19 protein-coding genes are annotated in these 17,018 nt (G+C 61.7%); 13 read left to right on the forward strand and 6 right to left on the reverse strand.

What is annotated here, in order from left to right; genetic code table 11:
* Window positions 1–5 precede the first annotated feature (5 nt).
* Entirely contained in the window at window positions 6–2,090 is a 2,085-nt protein-coding gene (locus BOS5A_RS13840; protein ID WP_124810434.1) for a prolyl oligopeptidase family serine peptidase, read from the forward strand.
* Here the strand turns inward: BOS5A_RS13840 and BOS5A_RS13845 are convergent.
* From BOS5A_RS13845 to BOS5A_RS13870, 6 genes are all read right to left on the reverse strand, one after another.
* Window positions 2,075–3,820, reverse strand: coding sequence for an asparagine synthase-related protein (locus BOS5A_RS13845; protein WP_083277012.1), 1,746 nt, complete (start codon window positions 3,818–3,820; stop codon window positions 2,075–2,077). The genes BOS5A_RS13840 and BOS5A_RS13845 overlap by 16 nt on opposite strands.
* Entirely contained in the window at window positions 3,808–4,488 is a 681-nt protein-coding gene (locus tag BOS5A_RS13850; RefSeq protein ID WP_070157101.1) for a lasso peptide biosynthesis B2 protein, read from the reverse strand. The genes BOS5A_RS13845 and BOS5A_RS13850 overlap by 13 nt, the downstream gene beginning before the upstream one ends.
* Window positions 4,489–4,556: 68 nt before the next feature.
* Window positions 4,557–4,697 carry a hypothetical protein gene (locus BOS5A_RS13855; protein WP_171905893.1) on the reverse strand — a complete coding sequence of 47 codons (141 nt, stop codon included), beginning with the start codon at window positions 4,695–4,697 and terminating at the stop codon, window positions 4,557–4,559.
* Between the two features lie 186 nt (window positions 4,698–4,883).
* Window positions 4,884–5,489, reverse strand: coding sequence for a GntR family transcriptional regulator (locus tag BOS5A_RS13860; RefSeq protein WP_190287314.1), 606 nt, complete (start codon window positions 5,487–5,489; stop codon window positions 4,884–4,886).
* An 8-nt stretch (window positions 5,490–5,497) separates the two neighbouring features.
* On the reverse strand, window positions 5,498–5,917 hold the full coding sequence (locus BOS5A_RS13865) for a helix-turn-helix domain-containing protein (protein ID WP_070157099.1): 420 nt from the start codon (window positions 5,915–5,917) through the stop codon (window positions 5,498–5,500).
* A 111-nt stretch (window positions 5,918–6,028) separates the two neighbouring features.
* Window positions 6,029–6,568 carry a hypothetical protein gene (locus BOS5A_RS13870; RefSeq protein WP_070157098.1) on the reverse strand — a complete coding sequence of 180 codons (540 nt, stop codon included), beginning with the start codon at window positions 6,566–6,568 and terminating at the stop codon, window positions 6,029–6,031.
* A gap of 536 nt (window positions 6,569–7,104) precedes the next feature.
* Between BOS5A_RS13870 and BOS5A_RS13875 the strand changes: the two genes are divergently transcribed.
* The 12 genes from BOS5A_RS13875 to BOS5A_RS13930 all read left to right on the forward strand — a co-directional run bounded on the left by BOS5A_RS13875 (window position 7,105) and on the right by BOS5A_RS13930 (window position 16,903).
* On the forward strand, window positions 7,105–7,869 hold the full coding sequence (locus BOS5A_RS13875; RefSeq protein ID WP_070157097.1) for a DsbC family protein: 765 nt from the start codon (window positions 7,105–7,107) through the stop codon (window positions 7,867–7,869).
* A gap of 177 nt (window positions 7,870–8,046) precedes the next feature.
* Window positions 8,047–8,364 (forward strand): hypothetical protein, encoded by a 318-nt coding sequence (locus BOS5A_RS13880; RefSeq protein WP_070157096.1) that lies wholly within the window; start codon window positions 8,047–8,049, stop codon window positions 8,362–8,364.
* Window positions 8,365–8,472: 108 nt separating this feature from the next.
* Window positions 8,473–8,739, forward strand: a complete 267-nt coding sequence (locus BOS5A_RS13885; protein ID WP_070157095.1) for a type IV conjugative transfer system protein TraL — start codon at window positions 8,473–8,475, stop codon at window positions 8,737–8,739.
* Between the two features lie 5 nt (window positions 8,740–8,744).
* On the forward strand, window positions 8,745–9,380 hold the full coding sequence (locus BOS5A_RS13890; protein WP_070157094.1) for a TraE/TraK family type IV conjugative transfer system protein: 636 nt from the start codon (window positions 8,745–8,747) through the stop codon (window positions 9,378–9,380).
* A gap of 46 nt (window positions 9,381–9,426) precedes the next feature.
* Window positions 9,427–10,158 carry a type-F conjugative transfer system secretin TraK gene (locus BOS5A_RS13895; protein ID WP_199857378.1) on the forward strand — a complete coding sequence of 244 codons (732 nt, stop codon included), beginning with the start codon at window positions 9,427–9,429 and terminating at the stop codon, window positions 10,156–10,158.
* The gene (locus BOS5A_RS16180; protein ID WP_070157092.1) at window positions 10,155–11,459 is read left to right on the forward strand and encodes a TraB/VirB10 family protein; all 1,305 of its coding nucleotides are present in this window, start codon (window positions 10,155–10,157) and stop codon (window positions 11,457–11,459) included. The genes BOS5A_RS13895 and BOS5A_RS16180 overlap by 4 nt, the downstream gene beginning before the upstream one ends.
* 35 nt (window positions 11,460–11,494) lie before the next feature.
* Window positions 11,495–12,157 (forward strand): TraV family lipoprotein, encoded by a 663-nt coding sequence (locus BOS5A_RS13905; RefSeq protein ID WP_070157091.1) that lies wholly within the window; start codon window positions 11,495–11,497, stop codon window positions 12,155–12,157.
* Window positions 12,154–14,652 (forward strand): TraC family protein, encoded by a 2,499-nt coding sequence (locus BOS5A_RS13910; RefSeq protein WP_070157090.1) that lies wholly within the window; start codon window positions 12,154–12,156, stop codon window positions 14,650–14,652. Before BOS5A_RS13905 ends, BOS5A_RS13910 begins: the two co-directional genes overlap by 4 nt.
* Window positions 14,653–14,657: 5 nt before the next feature.
* Complete coding sequence (locus tag BOS5A_RS13915; protein ID WP_070157089.1) at window positions 14,658–14,984, forward strand: hypothetical protein; 327 nt, start codon at window positions 14,658–14,660, stop codon at window positions 14,982–14,984.
* The gene (locus BOS5A_RS13920) at window positions 14,981–15,214 is read left to right on the forward strand and encodes a hypothetical protein (RefSeq protein ID WP_124810436.1); all 234 of its coding nucleotides are present in this window, start codon (window positions 14,981–14,983) and stop codon (window positions 15,212–15,214) included. The genes BOS5A_RS13915 and BOS5A_RS13920 overlap by 4 nt, the downstream gene beginning before the upstream one ends.
* Entirely contained in the window at window positions 15,204–15,890 is a 687-nt protein-coding gene (locus BOS5A_RS13925; protein ID WP_070157087.1) for a conjugal transfer protein TraW, read from the forward strand. The genes BOS5A_RS13920 and BOS5A_RS13925 overlap by 11 nt, the downstream gene beginning before the upstream one ends.
* Entirely contained in the window at window positions 15,887–16,903 is a 1,017-nt protein-coding gene (locus tag BOS5A_RS13930; RefSeq protein ID WP_070157086.1) for a TraU family protein, read from the forward strand. The genes BOS5A_RS13925 and BOS5A_RS13930 overlap by 4 nt, the downstream gene beginning before the upstream one ends.
* Window positions 16,904–17,018 lie beyond the last annotated feature (115 nt).

The following is a 17,018-nucleotide window of genomic DNA, read 5'->3' on the forward strand; positions in this document are numbered from 1 at the left end:
GCGTCATGAACAAGGCAGTCCATCTGCTCGCGCTGGCGTGCCTGGTGCCATATTCAGGCTCGGCCGCCCTGCCCAGTGACAATTCCTGCTTCGAACGGCTTACGGCCTACGCCATTGAGCGTCCACGCATACCGGGCTCGTGGATGGAACGGCCACAGTTCGATGTATCGCGAGACGGCAAGCACCTGATTTATGTTGAGCGATCTGCGAACGTTGCCGACAATTCGATCACCGACAGATTGTGGACCATCGACCTGAAGGACGGTCTCAAACGACATTTCGTAAGCGTGCTCCAGACCGCCCGTGACGGAGCTAATTTGCGGTTGCCAAGCCCCTCGTTCGATCCAGATGGAACTCGCGTTGCAGTTCTGGGGGGGAAGGTCACGACTGGCGTTACAGTCTTCGATCTGTCGGATAATCGATCCCGAGCATTCAGCCTGGAAAATGCAGCCATTGCAGATCTGCGTTGGTCTCCAGATGGGAAATCATTGGCCGTACTGGTCACGACTGCCCAAGCCGGTCTGCGACGCACCGCCTTTCAACCATCACTGGATTGGGATGGCTCGAGCCGAAGCACGCCCCGTCAAAGTGTCGCGATCCTTGATTCATCAAACGGTGCCGTCGTCGACGAGGTGCCGACTGCCTATGATCTTGTCGGGCTTGATGCCGATTTTTCCTGGTCGCCCGATGGCCGGAAAATTGCGTTCAGCGCGCAGCTATCGGGAGCGGACAGGTCGAGCCCTGCCGGGCCGAACATCTATGTGTGGGATCTCGTCACTAGGGCGATCAAGGTTCTGTCTGACCGACCGGGACCCAATCTTGACCCGCGCTGGTCTCCTGACGGAAGAAGGATAGCCTATCTGACCTCGGAGCGCCGAGACCTGCTGAAAGGCGGCTTGCAACTGGTCGTTCAGAGTAGTTCCGGCCACGAGCAGGTGATCGTATCGAAGCCGGACGAGACGACAGGTTCCCCCTATCTTCCGACCTGGATCGACGCCGAACATCTTACCTATGTCGCGATGCGTCAGATGGAATGTCCGGTTTTCAAGGTCGATGCCATTCGGGGAACAGCGGCGCTCTTGGGGCGGCAGTCATTAAATTGCTTCGGCGGAAGCAAAATCGGGATTGGTGGTTCGCTGCTCATGACCCGGCATAGCCTCGAAAATCCCGGGGAAGTCATCACGACCGCCGGGAATTTATGGTCGCCAAAAGCGCTGAGCCTTCAGCCGGGCGGCCCGCGCCTTCCTTGGCGCGCTGAGGCGGTATCATGGCAAAGCAAGGACGGCGATTACCTGATAAGCGGCGTGCTTATCCGGGCAGTCGGTCGCCAAGCAGATCAGGCAATGCTTGTTTCCGTCCCAGGCGGGCCGGCCATGGTTACACCGGATAGCTATAATGATGACGCCCCCTTTCTTCCCTATGGCCCTCTTATGAACGGCTTTTCTATATTGATCCCGAACACGAGAGGGCGCGGCGGATATGGACGTGATTTTGAAGCCGCGATCCGCGACCGGAAGGATTATGTGGAAGGCCCGCTGGAGGACGTCCTGGGAGGGGTCGATTATGCGGCGAAAAGGCTCGGCACTCCTCGATCCAGAATGGCTTTAGCTGGCTTCAGCTATGGCGGAATCCTTACCGCTTATGCAGCCAGCAACGTGCATGCATTTCGAGCGACCATAGCAATGGAAGGCGTTGTCGATTTCTACAGCAGAGCGTTGCTGGAATATGGCGGACCAAACCAACAAGCAGCCTACGCCAACATGGGTTTTGGAAATCCCTATGACATTGGTGAGAAGGAACGACTTCTATCACAATCGCCCCTGCTTTCGATCGACGCCCTTCAAACCCCTGTACTCCTGGAATGCGGAGAGAACAGTCTGGGACCCACTGATTGTCTGAAGTTTTTCCGTACCGGCAACACCCGCGGTTCGGCGCCCGTCGAGCTTGCGATCTATCCAAGAACCGGCCATCAGATTCTTGAACCTGCGCTTCGGTTCGACAGCGCGAGACGGCAGCTGGAATGGCTTCGCAGATGGATTCCTGCATCACCATCTGACTCTGATGAAAAGGGTTGCTATGGGCTCCAGTGAGACACCCAGGCTTCGGTATCGATCAAGGACAACAGGCGCGCCTGATCCGCTCCCATGGTCGGTTGATCATTGGAGAGAGCCGAGACGATTTCATCGCAGTCGATGATCTTCTGGCGCGCTAGATGGCCGCTGGTCAGCCGCTCAAGAATCTCGGCTCGATGCAAGGTTATGATCTGGTTCGCGAACCCATCAGGACCGCCCTTAGATCGCCTCTCAAATATCCGATTGGGCAGGATGCGGCTGAAAGCGCGTCGAGCCAAAGCCCTATCTCTTCCTCCTTCAACCCAAGCCCAGGACGGCACGGCAAGGCACGTCTCAAGAACTGGCTGACTCATAAGCGGGTTGATCATCGCTGGATGCCGACGGTCATATCCCTCCAGACCCGATTGTATTCTCAAAATGGCGGCTATGTGCGCTGCCTTTCCCGGCAGGCGCGCGCGACCATCCGATAGCCAGGGATGCTTCACCGGTTTTGTGGCGAGGCGAGCCACCAGATCGGCATGCAAGAAGCGAGAATCAGGTCGCCATTGGTATCCTTTTCCTCGCTCGTGGATCGATCTGATCGTTGCTGCAGCAGCTTCGACAGGCGTGCAGCCCGTCAGTCGGCAGACGTCGCGCCCCGTCCGAAGGGCACCGATACCTATACCGCCAACGAGAAGTCTATCAGCGACGGGATTTGCGGATTGAGTATAGTAGAATATATTGTCGCCACCGTTTCCACTGAAAAACGCTTCAATGCGTCGCTCGCGAGCGACACGGTGTATCGCGCGATCATACGCCAAGGCGTGGCTTCGGCCAATCGGACGGGCAAGGTGGGCAACGCACGACGTGGCGAGATCTATGTCCGCCAGATCATACTGTATTTCGAGAATTTCTAGCCCAATCTCACGCCCAAGATACCTCGTAAAGAGCCTTTCATCGCCATCTGGATCGTCGGTAACGAGGGTAACACCCACAACTTCCGTTCGTCGAGCTGGGATACTGGCCGCGACGATGGATGAATCTAGTCCCCCAGAAACACCGATCAGGATTGAGGGATATTTCGAAGACCATGACGAAACCACGTTCTGGATAGTTCGTTGAAGGATTTCTGCCTGGTCGGAGATATCGGATACGAATCCCAACGGTGTATAATCCCAGGGAGACCACAACTCTTTAACGCTCATCGAAGCATCGCAAATGTTGCATGCAGTGCCAGGCAGCAGCTCAGCTAACCCCTTAAGTGGCGTCACGGGGCCTGGTAGCCCCCGCGTGTATAGATGGATCGCTAAGTCTTCCCACGATACTGCGGGTTTCCAAAGTCCAGTGGCGGCTATGATCTCGGGATCGGAGCCTATCACGCAGGAACCAGCAGCGCCCGAATGGTAGGCCGGCAGCCCGCCAGATGGATCGCGCATAACGTTGAAATCAGTTCCATCACTTAAGAGAGAACAGTAGGATCCCCAATAGTTCTCAAGGAGGGCGCGCTCGCCTCTAGCAGAGATCAGCTTCTGCTGATCCATTTTCATTTCGCCTATGGGTTCTGGTGGACCGTGGCGGTCGAAGAGTGTCCCGAGAATTACGCCACGATCTCCACCGAGGCGAATGCCGTAGCCGGGCGACACGAAAGCCCGGACTCCACATGCATCGAAGCATAATTCGAGCCGGAAGCGTTCCGCAGCTTTCTCGACCCGCCTCCGGTCGGGAATAGCCCGATCAATCAGAAATCGCGGAGCGCTCACAGCGCGCATATCGGGGTGTATATCCGCGTGATGTCGATTGAATCGCCAACAACGACCGAACCTTGCTGCACCCAACAGTGGGCGGTGAACGGGTTGATCCGCACACCGATCACTAGGGAGGGATTGTGGCCCGCACGCAAGCACCGTCTGATGATCGCAATCGCCCGCGGTAGGCAACGATCATGGCGGCCAAACACAAAATCGCTGACCTCGAAGGCCGCTGACACGGCAAGGTTCGAGGTCGGAATACACGCTGAACGTCGGTGGGCGAACCGCAAGCGCTCTTGCGCTATCAGGCGTCGAACGTCAGCGATGGCTCGGCGTGCCGCGATCCGCTTTGAGCGCAGCCGTTCGAAGAGGGCTGCAGCAATTTCGATTGCTGGTGCATCATGGATGGAAAGCCGACCAAGATCGCCATTCGGCTCGACGACAGAAGCGGGTGTCGTCAGTCCGCCTTTCCTTGCATTTTCGCCTTGAATTATCTCCAGGGATATCAGGTCGGCGATCAAGGCATCTTCGGAGATCTCGCAGCGCTTTCCGTTCGCTAAGATCAGGCGTTGAAATGCTCGATCGACATCCTCAGGAATGCAAAAATACCGGCTCGTATCCTCATCAAGAAAGATGGTCCGACCATCAACCGTGCAAAAGTGCAATCCAGGCTTGATGTGAAGGTCCATCGCTAACTTTCCATACAGAAGGGAACGTCCGCAGCGATCGAGCCAACGGACGTTCCGAGGCATCCTGGTCAGTCGGCGGAGAGACCGCCGAAGATCGGACGAAGCCCGTTCTGGTTGTCGTTGACCGACATGGCGCCGCCCTTGGTCTGCTGCATGACCCCGCCGAGATCGAGGCGCTTCACGTCACGCTTGTCGTTCTTCCGTTGCATGGTTCATTCCTCTTCAATTGCCGCACTGATTTGTGGCCAAAGGAGGATAAATTGATCTCTGAGCGATCTCCCGAAATATACCCCGACAAGATGGCTGGAAATCCACACGATTCCCTTTCCAAAGCACGACAAATTGTCCAAGATGCTGATTACACGAAGATTTTAGACAGGCTGACGGTCTTCCGCTCATCTGAAAGCGGACTTCTGCCGGTCAATTCTCCGCATATGATAAGCCTCAAGCCTGCGCCGCATGCTCTTTTGGAGATCCGTCACCGAAATATTTGTCAAAATTCTGACCTCTTTCGCGGCGTCGCGGAGATCTTGAATTTCGCCGATTCGGACATAATGGAGCCGTTCATTCAGGTTGCTGACAGACAAGACCGCAAACTCATTGCCCGTCGCCGATGCAAGGGAAAGAAATAGCGAACCCACCGCGTGCGAGATTGCTACGGGCGTCCGTTGCAGATTCTGCGGGGTCGCCTCTTCAATTGCTCGTTTCAACGCTGATAGTCTGACTTCGTGAACCAGACCCATGAGAAGGCTCATGTTCCACGCATATAGGTGGGCCAACCTTTCACCACTATACATAGGTAATCGAAGACCACCGTCGGGGTGCGGCTCTATCAATCCCTCGCCCATCAACCGACAGAGGGCTTCCCGCGCAGGCGTTTTGCTTGCGCGATATCGGTCTGCAATCTCTTGCACATCGAGCCGGCGCCCTGGGGAAAATACGCCCGCAGCGTAATCTTCTTTCAATGATCTGTAGAGCATTTCCTGAAGCGGCGGATCCATCGCTGACATCATAATCCAGCACCCGCAGGAATTGCCGCCACCTGCCAGGCCGGGGTGAGGGCGCGCGTGAGATGATCAAGGTTCCGCTGCGCGATCATCTCGATACACATCCGCTCAAGATCGCTGAGGTCGCCCATCGCGAGCTGTCGCGGAAAGCACATCCGTTGGCCCGCAAAAAGCAGCGGTATCAGGATATGACCCGTCGATAGTCCGAGCCTGTAGGCGCAGAGCAGATGGTCGTCGAGCCGCGAGCGGGGATTGCCGGCCTCGATCTCGCGAAGCCAGCGTACACCCATGCCAAGTTCTCTCGCCAGATCGCGTTGCGTCAGGCGAAGTCTCTTCCGTGCCTCTTCAATTTGCCGCCCGGACTGCACTTTGACGTACAGGATTGGACATTCGGCAACGGAAGTCGCTAAATCATGCGACATGTCCGCGTCTCCTTACGGGAGATACCGCCCGCCAAGGCAATTCGTTAAATTGAAAGCTAAGGTGTACTTACCACCACCGTCAAGACACAACCTCGGCCACTTTGTCGCTATTTATCCGGCAAGATCATCAACCTCCCGACTTGCCGGTGTTCGCGCTCCAGACTGCAATGCGCGATCGAAGGCGTTTATCAGGTCTGATTTACCTGCCTTGGGGATCTGCATCAGCGCCAGGAGATAAATTGTACCGAGATTGGGTTGGCGACCCTCGGGCGATGTCTTCTGTACCCGTTCGGTAATGCTTGTGGCGATATCCCAGAGCCGATTGGACGCTCCGACATGGTGCTCTTCGGCGCCACCTAGACAATCAAGCTCCTGGAGCTGCATTTGGTCGACGATTTCGGTGGTTGACAAGGTGCTGAGATGTTCGACCGCAACATGAAGGGTCGTTCCCCACGCAATCAGGGACCGGGTAACGCGAATCAGGTGGCAATGCGAGTCGATAAGAACGTCGAGCCCTGCCGGCGAAAGCCGGAGTTTGAAACTGCGTCTAGCTCGAGCCATCACTCCTTCTCCTGCCTTAGCTGTTGCATTGTCCCGCGCCGGCGAGCCGAACGGGAGCATTTTCACGACGAATGGAAGCAGAAACGGCATTATAGTGCCGCTTCTTTCCAAATTTGATCTTTTCAACGCATCGCGAGATCAACTCCTCACTTTCGTCGTTCCGATGCTTTGTTTCACCGCTTCGGCACTTCAGTGCCCTCCCTATTGCAGCGGCGATACCTGATCGTCATGCCCTGGGACGCACCGGATCGGTGGCCACTGCGGACTCAAGTCCCGGCCATCCACCCGGCCTAACCAAACCCCGAACCCGAGCGCCTCGCGGCGCCACGAGGAGACATGTGCCATGGACTTCCCATGCCCATTACCGGCGCTTGCGGCAGCCCTGCTGCTCTGCGCAAGCGCTGTACCGGCCAGCGCTCAAACCTATCGGCCCGATGCGGAGGCTTACCCTTGCACTCGCGGCCCCCAGCTCGCCGTCGTTCAAAGCGACCTTGGCTTTTCCATCCGCGAAAAGACCGCACGCTCTTTGCCGCCTGTCGCCCCTGCCGCAATCAAGATCGGCAGCGCGCTAACGCTCGACAGCCGACTTTTCGCGTGCACCTCCCTCGTTCGTCCGGAGCCCAACCATGTTCCGCAGCGCTAAGCTGATCTCGGCTGCCCTGCTCTGTGCAACGGCACCCGCCTACGCTCAGGATAGCGGTGCCGAGCCCCTCACGGCCGCGGCCGCAGAAGCTCAGCGTCAATTGCGCCAGACCTTCACCAACCTGACCTTCGAGGACTTTGGTTCGGCGCCTGTCAAAGGCCCAATATATCAGGCCGTTGCGGGTGGACGAGTCATCTATTTCGCGCCGGAGAGCCAGCATCTCCTCTTCGCAGCGATCTACGACAAGAATGGCGTCAATCTGACAGCGTTGGCGCAGGACACCAGCGCCAGGAAGCGCGTCGGCGCCATCAATCCTGCCGATGCGCTGGTCGTGGGCCCCGCAGGCGCCCCTAAGGTGATTGAGTTCACCGATCCCGACTGTCCCTATTGCCAGGCGCTCGAGCGCTTCTGGCTGGCGAAGGAGGCCGAAGGCAAGCCGGTCCAGCGCCTCGTCTATTTCGTGAGCGGCATCCACCCGCAAGCGGCGGCCAAGGCCGAGCACATCCTGTGCTCGCCTGACCCCCAGGCGACCTTCAAGGCGGTCTATGCCGGCGCGCAGCCCGCATCGCTGCTCAAATGCCGGGCAGGTGCCGAGAAGGTTTCACGCGACGCGGACACGGTCCGCAAGATGGGCGTGTCGGGCACGCCGACGCTTTTCGTCGATGGGAAGCTCGTGTCGGGGTTCCAGCAAGCAGAGCTCGAGGCCTTTCTCGACGCCGAGAGCCCCAAACCCAAGCCCAGCCCCTGACGGCGACAGTTGACGATTTTGGCGGACCTCGCGTGCGCGTTCAACGCGCCGCCGGGACCGAGATGCCGGCGGGAGCGCGCCTCCAGGGGCCGTCCAGCACTGCCGCCGGCCGGACACGACCACCGATCGGTACCGGCAAGCATGTCCTGGACGGCCCCACGCACAAGGAGACTGCATATGTTGACTATGCTTCGGGGAAGGACGTTCCGCACGATCGACGCGGCGGTCCTTTTCCTCCTGGCCGCGATCGCTGGTACGAGCGTCGCTTACGCGTTCCAGGCCCCTGCCGCAGGCGACCTCGGTTACGACATCTACGACATCGTCGTGAACCAGGGTGTAAAGGGTCCGCTCGGCTTCGTGGGCGGCGTTGCCGCCTTCCTGTTCGGTGTCTCGCGGCTCTTCTCGAACATCATGATCGGCATCCCGACGATCGTGGCGGCGGTCTGCCTCATCAAGGCGGATTCGATCCTCCAGACCTTCGGCATGTTGATCTGAGACCAGGACCGGGCGCGCCGGGCGGGCCGGCCGCCCTCACGAGACGGAAGGCGATGGTCGCCTTCCGGAACCCACGCCCAGCGGCGTGGTGAAGCAAGGGAGAAGGGCGTGGACGAACGTCTGCCACAGTTCCTGCATCGGCCGCTCCAGATCCTCTGGTTCGACAGTCAGGAGTTCATCGTCGTGATGTCCACGATCTTCGTCGCGGTCATCGTCGGCGGGATCATCGGCTGGGCTCTCATCGGCGCCCTTCTCCTCTTCATCCCCTGGAAGCGGACCAAGCCGCGCGGGTTCATCCCGCACCTGGCCTGGCGCTGGGGCCTCGCCCGCTTCCGCAACTATCCGGGTCCGACCCAGACCCGCTTTTTCGAGTAAGCGAGATGGCTTTTCCCTTCAGGCGCAAGCCCCAGGCCGATATGATCGGCGATACGCGGCCGAGCTGGCACCTGCACCGCTACCTGCAGGGATCGGCCAACCTCTTCGAGGAAAATCGACTTCTCAAGGTCGCGATCGCCGGCCTCTTCGGCATCACCGCGGTCCTGGGCACGGTCATCTACACCTCGAACCAGAACACACGAACGGTGATCGTCCCGTTCGGCGCGGACGGCGACCTCTATGTGACGGGCAACAAGCCCTCCGAGGCCTATCTCCGGGCGATCACCTTCAACATCGTCGGCCTTGCCGGCACCTATTCCGCCTATTCGGCTGACCGGCAGTTCCACGAGCTGCTGCGGATCGCGCATCCCAGCGCCTATAATGGCCTGCGCGACAGCCTGAACCGGCTGCTCGATGAGCTCGGCAACAATCCGACGCTCTCGATCGCAACCTATATCCGGGGCGACCAGCCCGTCACCTGGACGGGCAGCGAGATCCTTGTCCCCGTCGAGAAAGTCCGCGTGATCGGCGGCGTGATCCGCAAGTTCCGGGGCAATCTGCGCATTCGCTACGCGCTCGAGAATGGCCGTTTCTGGCTGACCGCCCTGCAGGAGGAGAATTTCAATGCCGATATCCGGTAATCGGGCGAGGCGTGTCCGCCTTGCCGGGGCACCCGCCTTTTTGATCTTGGCCGCGACAATCCCTGCCGCTTCGCCCGCCCTCGCCCAGTCGATCGCGGCTTTGCCCGACCAGACAAGCCGCATCCGGCTGTCCAACCGTGACGTCAATCATATCGTCTGCGTGGGCGGCGAAATCGAGGACGTCAAATTTTCGGCCGAAAAGGGCCTCGCCGTCGAGCGCGGCGGTTCGGACGCCTGGGTCAAGTTCCTCGTGCTCGAGACCGACGATATGGGGGCCAAGACGCGCACCTATGTGACGACCCCTTCCGAATTCTTCGTCTCGTGCAACGGCGCGATCTACCCGCTCTATGCCGAACCGGCCGATATTCCGGCACAAACGGTGACGCTGGTTCCCGGCGGCGCGCAGCGCGCCCGCGCCAATGACGCGCTCCTGGGACCGCTGGTCGAAGAGGAACGGGCGGTCGGGATTGCGCTGGCGATCCTGCAGGACCGGGTACCGGCCTCCTTCTCCGAAGTGGCGCCCTCGCGCGACCGGCTGATCCTCGCTGATCTTCCGACCGCCTCGCTGTCGGAACGACGCCGCCTCGAGGTTGAGGGTGCGGGCCTGTCGGTCAGCGAATATCTCGTCCGCGCTGTTGCTACCACCACGCTCGATGAGCGCGACTTTCTCGATACCGCGCTCGGAGCCGACATCTTCGCCATCACGATCGATCGCCTCACGCTGGGTCCAGGTGAGACTGCGCGGCTGATCGTCGTTCGCAGGAGCGTTCAGCCATGACGACGCCAGAGGACACTCCGCAGACGTCTCCGGCCGCGACGCCCCGTGCCGGTGGCGACGAAAGCCTCAACGATACGTCGCCCCGCCCCGCGTTGCTCGATCTGAGGGCGCAGTGGTCGAAACTTACCTCGGATCAGAAGCTGCGCACCAAGCAGTTGGGCGTGGTCTCGACGATCGCGCTGCTCGGCCTCGGCCTCTACACCGCCAGCTCTAGCGGAAAGAAGGAAGCGCCCAAGGCGCCCCAGGCCAGCAATCTTGATATGGGCGCAGGGCTTCGCGGCGATAGCCTCGAGGTGAAACTGCGCGGCGACCTCCAGAAGATCCTCGACGGACAGAGCTTGCTCGGCGACCGGGTCACCGCGATCGAGGAGGGCAAGGTCGTTCCCGGTGGCAGCGCTGGCGCTCACACGCCAGCAGCAGGCGATGGCGGTGATCTCCCGCCCGCGATCCCCGGCGAGGCGCCCGCCTATCCGCCCGTACCTCGCGAGGCAAAGGGCGCGGCGGACGAAATTCCAGCACCGCCGACCCCGCCTGCCGCGCCCCCGGCACCGCCTGCTCCGCCTACCGAGCGCCAGATCGGCGCGATCGGCGCGGCGACCGCCGCGCAAGGAGCGGAGGGAGGCGCGAGCGGCGGGGCTGCATCAAAAAAAGGGAAGCGGACGATCTATTTGCCACCTGGTTTCATGAAGGCGCGGCTGCTGACCGGCATCGACGCGCTGGCGAGCCGGGACGCGACCAGTAACCCCGAGCCGATCATCGCCCGGGTCCAGGCGCCCGCCGTGCTTCCGAACGAGGTGAAGGCCAATCTCGCCGGCTGCTTCGTCATCGGCAATGCGACCGGCAGCCTCGCCAAGGAGCGGGTCGAGATCCAGCTGGTTTCGATCTCCTGCGTGGACTTTGAGAGTCATGCAGTCGTCGATCAGGCGATCAAGGGTTTCTTCGTCGATGCCGACGGCAAGAAGGGCCTGTCCGGCAAGGTCGTGACCCGTGCCGGCGCGACGCTCGCCCGCTCGTTCATCGCCGGCACGATCGCCGGCATCTCACAGAGCGTCGAAGGATCGTTCGGCAGCCTGTCGACGTCAGCGCTGGGCAGCGTGCGGAGCCTCGATGCCGGCGACGCCGTGAAGACCGGCATTGCCGGAGGGCTGTCCAAATCGTCGGACAAGCTCACCGACTTCTATCTCGATCTGGCCCGCCAGGCCGGCCCCGTCGTCGAAGTCGGCGCGGCGAAGGACGTCGTGGTCGTCATCCAGGAGGGCCTCGCCCTCGAGATCAAGCCATCGGTCGGGAGCAAATTCTGATGCTCCCCGCGCCCCAGTCCATAGGAGTCTCCGCCATGCATCTGCTGGCCCATCAGTCTCTTCATCGCTCGCTGCTCTCGCTCAGCCTGCTGGTTGCCCTAGGCGGCTGCGCCACGGTCGGCTCGATGATGTCGCCCTATTCGGAGAAGTTCGACTGCAAGAACAGCGATCACGGTCAGTGCATCCATCCTGACCGCGCCTATGCCGACGCTGTGGCCGGCGTCGCGTCGAAGTCCGACCCCAAAGTCACCAACGACCGCGCCATGCTGCGCGGCCAGGATGCGGACCGAGCGGGCATGCGGTCACAGGCCGAGGCTGCCGGCACTGCCTATGGCAGCTACCGCGACAGCGTCTATCGCGAACTCAAGGGTCTGATCGAGGCGCCCGTCACGCCGATGCTGAAGCCGGCGCGCACGGTGCGCACGCTGATCCTGCCCTATGCAGATCGCCAGCGCCCCGACCGTCTCTATATGCCGCGCTATGTCTATTCGGTGACCGACAAGCCTGTCTGGGTGGTAGGCGGCGCCCTCATCGCCTCGCCCGACCGCGCATCCCAGGCGCCGATCCTCGGCCAGGTCCGCGATACCAACGCGCCGGACGGCGAGCCTGCACCGGCTCAGGAGTCCGTCATCGCTCCTTCTGCCCCGGCGCCTGTCTCCCAAACGAACGCCCCGCCCGCACCGGAGCCGAAGCCATGAGCGCGCTTAGCTATAAGCGGTTGCGCAGTGCCGTCCGGCGCGACAGCTTTTCAGATCATCTCCCGCTCGTCGCATGGGATGAGGATACGGAAGCATTCCTGTGCATCGACGACACCTGGGGTCATGCCTGGGAGCTGGTGCCGACCGCCTATATGTTCGCCCATGTCCAGGGCGCGCTGCAGGGCTTGCTCAATATCCATTTCCCCGACGGCACGGTCCTGCAGCTGCACACCTTCGCGGACCCGCTGATCGACGGCGCGCTGGATGCGTTTCTTGACCTCAAGATCCGCGACGATCCGCTCATTCAGGCATCCGCGCGCCATACCCGCGCCTATCTGAGCGAGGGACGTCATGGCCTCAAAGCGCTGCACGGCATCCCGGTCCGCAACTTCCGGACATTGCTGTCGATCAAGACAAGGCGCCCGCTCGGCGAGGATCTGCGCCGACAGGTCGAGGAGCAATTGTCGAAACTCGGCATCCGCAGATTGCCGCCCGAGGACATGGTCGCCTTCTATCGTCGAGTCTTCAACGGCGTCGCGAACCCGGCGCCAGGCGTGTTTGCCGATGGCACCACCGTCGGCGCGCCGCCGATCGCGAAACAGATCATCGATGCGGGACCCGATCTCGTGTTCGAGGGCGCGGAGGTGTTCCTCGGCAATCAGGTCGCGCGCTGCCTGACCCCCAAGGCGCCGGCGCGGCGGATCACCGCCGAACGGGCCAACCGCTTCATGGGCGGGATGCGCGGGGCGTCCGAGGACAGTGACCAGATCGGCGGACCGTTTCTCTACACGCTCAACATCCTGTTCGATCATTCGCAGTTCGAGATTCATAAGCGCGCGCAAATTCTGTCGGCGCAGAAGGCAGCCGGAAGCTTCGCGGTCGAGGTCGGCAAGCAGATCGAGGAGATCGGCTGGATCCTTGACGAGGCGGGCAACAGCAAGTTCGTCCGCGTCATTCCCACGATTTGGGTGTTCGGCAGGGACCGCGCCCATGCCCGCGATCTCGCCGCGCGCGCCAAGCGGCTGTGGGAGGGCGAACCCTTGCCCTTCTCGATGCAGGAGGAGAGCTATCTCAACCCGACGCTACTGGTGATGAGCCTGCCTTTCGGGCTTTACCCTGACCGAACGACGCTACGCCTGCTCGAGCGTGACTTTCGTATGCCGGTCAAGGCTGCGGTGCTGATGGCGCCGATCCAGACGGATTTCCGCGGCGGCGGGCGACCGGCCCTGCTCTACACAGGGCGCAAGGGCCAGCTCGTCACGCTCGACCTCTTCGATCCGCGCATCAACAATTATAACTTCATCGTCTCGGCCGAGAGTGGGGCCGGCAAGAGCTTCCTGCTCAACAATCTGTGCCAGCAATATTTCGCCTGCGGCGCGCTGATCCGCATCATCGATATCGGCGGCAGCTACCGCAAGCTCTGTACCCTCTGTTCGGGCCGGTACATCGACATTGGCGAAGAGCATCTCGTCCTCAACCCCTTCGATATGGGATTGGCGCTCGACGGCGACGACAAGCAGTCGGCCATCACCATGGCTGTGGCGATCGTCGCCGAGATGGCGAATGCGGCCACCCGCAAGGGCGTCACGACATCGGAATGGAATCTGCTGAAGTCGGCCGTCCAGTGGACGATCGACACGGGTCGCGCCGACCATGGCATCGACGCGGTGCGCGAGTGGCTCGGTACTTATCCCTCGCAAGTGGAGACCGCGCTCGACAGCGTCGATCACCTCGTCCCCGTCGCGCGTGAGCTCGCCTTCAACTTGCGCGATTTCGGGTCGGGCGGCGCCTATGGCCATTATTTCAACGGCCCCTCGACGCTCGACATCCGCAACGATGAATTCGTCGTGCTGGAACTCGAGCGCCTGAAGTCGATGCCCGACTTGTTCAACGTCATCGTCATGGTGGTGGTGAACGCGGTCACGCAGGAACTCTATCTCTCCGCCCGCGACCGTCCGCGATTTGTGCTGTGCGACGAGGCCGCGCAATTCATGACGCGCACCGACGGGCAGGATCTCTCGCGCCTCGCCGAGGCGTTCGGCCAGGGCTATCGCCGCGCGCGCAAATATCGGGGCTCGTTCGGTATCGTGCTCCAGTCGATGAACGACCTCACGCTGTTTGGCGGAACGGGCCAGGTCATCCTCGAAAATGCCGCGACCCGCTTCCTGTTGCAGGGCTCGACCTACGACCGGGCCGTCGACAACAAGATCCTCGATTATTCGGGCTTCGTCCTCGACCTTTTAAAGTCGGTTCGCAACTCGAAGCCCAATTATTCCGAGGTGTTCATCGACTCGCCGCTCGGGCTCGGCATCGCCCGGCTCGTGGTCGATCCCTTCTCCTACTGGATCAACACGAGCGCGCCCGACGAAGTGGCGGCGTTCGAGGCGTTGATGCGCCAGGGGCTGTCGCCACTCGAGGCGGTCTGCCGCCTGGCCGGCGTCGATCCATCCGAAATCCTGGGCGCGCCGACCGTGCCCGGCCTGGTGGAGGGCTGACCGTCATGGCCCGCTATACCCCGCACCCCGACCAGCTGCCGCTCAACTGGTCCGACAATGAGGCCATCGAGCTGATCGTCGAGCAGCGGCTCGCCGAGCGGTTCGAGGCGGAGTCCTTTCAGTGGCGCTTCCGGCTCGTGATGATCGAGACCGTGATGATGGGCCTGCTGGTGCTGGTGGCCGGGCTCCTTCTCAAGCAACCGACCATGATGGTGCTTCGCGCCTCGCTGCTCGTCGCGGCGTCCTGCATGGCGACGGGCCTGCTGTTGCTCAGTCTGTCGGCCGGCACCGCTAAGCTGATGAGCCGCCTTCGCCGGAGACGCGGCAAATGAATGGGCTTACCTCTTCCACGCCCTCGCAGGCGGCGATCCGTCTAACGGTCAGCGGCTTCCTGCTGATGCAGATCCAGAGCGCGCTGCTGCTGATGTCGCCATCGCTCGACCGTGAGTCCGGCATGCTGATCTGGATCCTCACGCCAATTGCCGTCTCAGCCTTCGTCGCCGCCCTGATCGGCATCCCCGAGCCGCCTGAAGGACATTGGAGACAGCGTCATGGCCGATAACCTGCTCCGCCGGCTTCGCCCTGGCCCGATCCTTGTTGCCTTTCTCGCCTGCAACGCCCTGGCCGCAGCCAGTGCGCTGGCGCTCACCGGGCCGGTGGCGGGCGGCACACGCAGCACCATCGGGCGCACCTGGCCAATCGCGGAGCCGGATGCGCTTGCCGAGATCGAGGGCAAGGTCGCGACGCTGCCGGGCGATATGAGCACAGCCTTTGGCCCGCGTGACAAGTGGACCGCGCTTAAGGCTGCTCCGCTGGGAGTAGCGGGCGCCGATCGGGTGCGCAGCGTCGTGCCCTTCTACACTCTCGAATTCGATATCACGCTGCCGGACGGGAAGACGCTCTACCCCAAGGGCTTTACCTTCAATCCGCTGACCTATGTGACGCTGCCACAGCGCCTCGTCGTCGTGCACCCCCGCGACCTGGGCTGGGCGCTGCGCAATGCCCGGGCCAGCGATTTCATCCTGCTCTCGGCGCTTGGGTCACAGAATGGCGACGCGATCGACCTCTCTGAAAAGACCGGGCGTCCGATCTACATCCTGGAGGAACGGGTCAAGCAGAGGTTCGGACTGACGGTGGCGCCGGTCATCGTCGAGCAGTCGGGCACGCGGCTCATGCTCACCGAATATGGTCCGAAGAGCCGGGTGACCGTGGTCGCGGCGAAAGGAGCGACGCGATGATTGGGCGCCTCCCCATCTTCGTCACTGGCCTCCTCATCGGGCTTGCGATGACGCTGGCCTGGCCGAGCCCGGCGCGCGCCTCCAAATGCGAGGCGGGCACCGTCTTCAACCCCATCACCAAGGTGCGCTGGACCTGCATCTTTCCGATCACGGTCGGAGGCATTCGGGTCGGAAGCTTCGACAAGCTCGACAAGGCGCTCGACGCGCAGTCCGCGTCCAAGCCGCTCTGTGCCTGCCGCAAGGGCATCCAGTTCTGGTTCGGCGTCAAGGTCTCCTACTGGTCGCCGAACCGGATGGTCGATGTCGTGACCGAACCCGGCTGCATGATGGCTCTGGGCGCCGATCTCCTGCCGACCGGCGGCAAGCTCCAGGGCAGCCAGTCGTCGATCTCGGACGGCACCAACACCCGCAAGATGTTCGCGCAAATGCATTATTACATCTCGCCGGTCTGGGCGATGCTTGACATGTTCACAGACCTGCCCTGCCTCGAGAATGACGGCTTCGACGTGGCCATGATGACCGAGGTGCTGCCCACCTGGCAGTCGGGGACGCTGGGCGCGATCATCCAGCCCGAGGGCATCCTGTTCGGCAATCCCGCCGCCGGGCTTGCCTGCATGGGCGACAGCGCGGCGGCGGCGGCCGGGAAGGTCATCGACCCGCTGTTTTGGTGCATGGGGAGCTGGGGCGCGACCTATCCGATCGCCGGCGACATCCATTTCGACGACAGCGTCGAGGCATGGGCGGGGCTTGCCGCGCGCGGTGTGTTCATGATGGGCCGTCTCGGCGCGCTCACGATCAGTTCGGCCGATGGCTGCTCGTTCGTGCCGCAGCCAGTGTGGACCAAGAGCCGCTACAAGCTCCAGATCATGGAGCCCGTGAAGGGCGGCAAGTGCGTCAATATCGGCCGTCCGGGATCGCTCTGGTCCTCGGCCAAGCATGCGCCTGGCAAGGACAATGCCCAGTTCATGCTCTTCGAAAAGGTGATCTGCTGCGCCGGGATACCGGTGCCATGAGCCGATCATTTTCCCCCGTTCCCGCACGCGCCAGCCATCCATTCCGGAGGTCTGTTCGCCAAGGCCCCTACGGCCGAGGGCTGCCGTGCGGGACAGGAGCGGCGCCGCCAAGCCC

The organism is Sphingomonas sp. EC-HK361 (assembly GCF_902498785.1).
Lineage (GTDB): Bacteria > Pseudomonadota > Alphaproteobacteria > Sphingomonadales > Sphingomonadaceae > Sphingomonas.

Coding starts and splice junctions, on each gene's coding strand:
- BOS5A_RS13850 (WP_070157101.1), bottom strand. CDS start 4,488: ATGGACCTTCACATCAAGCCTGGATTGCACTTTTGCACGGTTGATGGT.
- BOS5A_RS13920 (WP_124810436.1), top strand. CDS start 14,981: ATGAATGGGCTTACCTCTTCCACGCCCTCGCAGGCGGCGATCCGTCTA.
- BOS5A_RS13845 (WP_083277012.1), bottom strand. CDS start 3,820: ATGCGCGCTGTGAGCGCTCCGCGATTTCTGATTGATCGGGCTATTCCC.
- BOS5A_RS13860 (WP_190287314.1), bottom strand. CDS start 5,489: ATGGATCCGCCGCTTCAGGAAATGCTCTACAGATCATTGAAAGAAGAT.
- BOS5A_RS13915 (WP_070157089.1), top strand. CDS start 14,658: ATGGCCCGCTATACCCCGCACCCCGACCAGCTGCCGCTCAACTGGTCC.
- BOS5A_RS13925 (WP_070157087.1), top strand. CDS start 15,204: ATGGCCGATAACCTGCTCCGCCGGCTTCGCCCTGGCCCGATCCTTGTT.
- BOS5A_RS16180 (WP_070157092.1), top strand. CDS start 10,155: ATGACGACGCCAGAGGACACTCCGCAGACGTCTCCGGCCGCGACGCCC.
- BOS5A_RS13910 (WP_070157090.1), top strand. CDS start 12,154: ATGAGCGCGCTTAGCTATAAGCGGTTGCGCAGTGCCGTCCGGCGCGAC.
- BOS5A_RS13880 (WP_070157096.1), top strand. CDS start 8,047: ATGTTGACTATGCTTCGGGGAAGGACGTTCCGCACGATCGACGCGGCG.
- BOS5A_RS13870 (WP_070157098.1), bottom strand. CDS start 6,568: ATGCCGTTTCTGCTTCCATTCGTCGTGAAAATGCTCCCGTTCGGCTCG.
- BOS5A_RS13840 (WP_124810434.1), top strand. CDS start 6: ATGAACAAGGCAGTCCATCTGCTCGCGCTGGCGTGCCTGGTGCCATAT.
- BOS5A_RS13875 (WP_070157097.1), top strand. CDS start 7,105: ATGTTCCGCAGCGCTAAGCTGATCTCGGCTGCCCTGCTCTGTGCAACG.
- BOS5A_RS13905 (WP_070157091.1), top strand. CDS start 11,495: ATGCATCTGCTGGCCCATCAGTCTCTTCATCGCTCGCTGCTCTCGCTC.
- BOS5A_RS13890 (WP_070157094.1), top strand. CDS start 8,745: ATGGCTTTTCCCTTCAGGCGCAAGCCCCAGGCCGATATGATCGGCGAT.
- BOS5A_RS13865 (WP_070157099.1), bottom strand. CDS start 5,917: ATGTCGCATGATTTAGCGACTTCCGTTGCCGAATGTCCAATCCTGTAC.
- BOS5A_RS13855 (WP_171905893.1), bottom strand. CDS start 4,697: ATGCAACGGAAGAACGACAAGCGTGACGTGAAGCGCCTCGATCTCGGC.
- BOS5A_RS13930 (WP_070157086.1), top strand. CDS start 15,887: ATGATTGGGCGCCTCCCCATCTTCGTCACTGGCCTCCTCATCGGGCTT.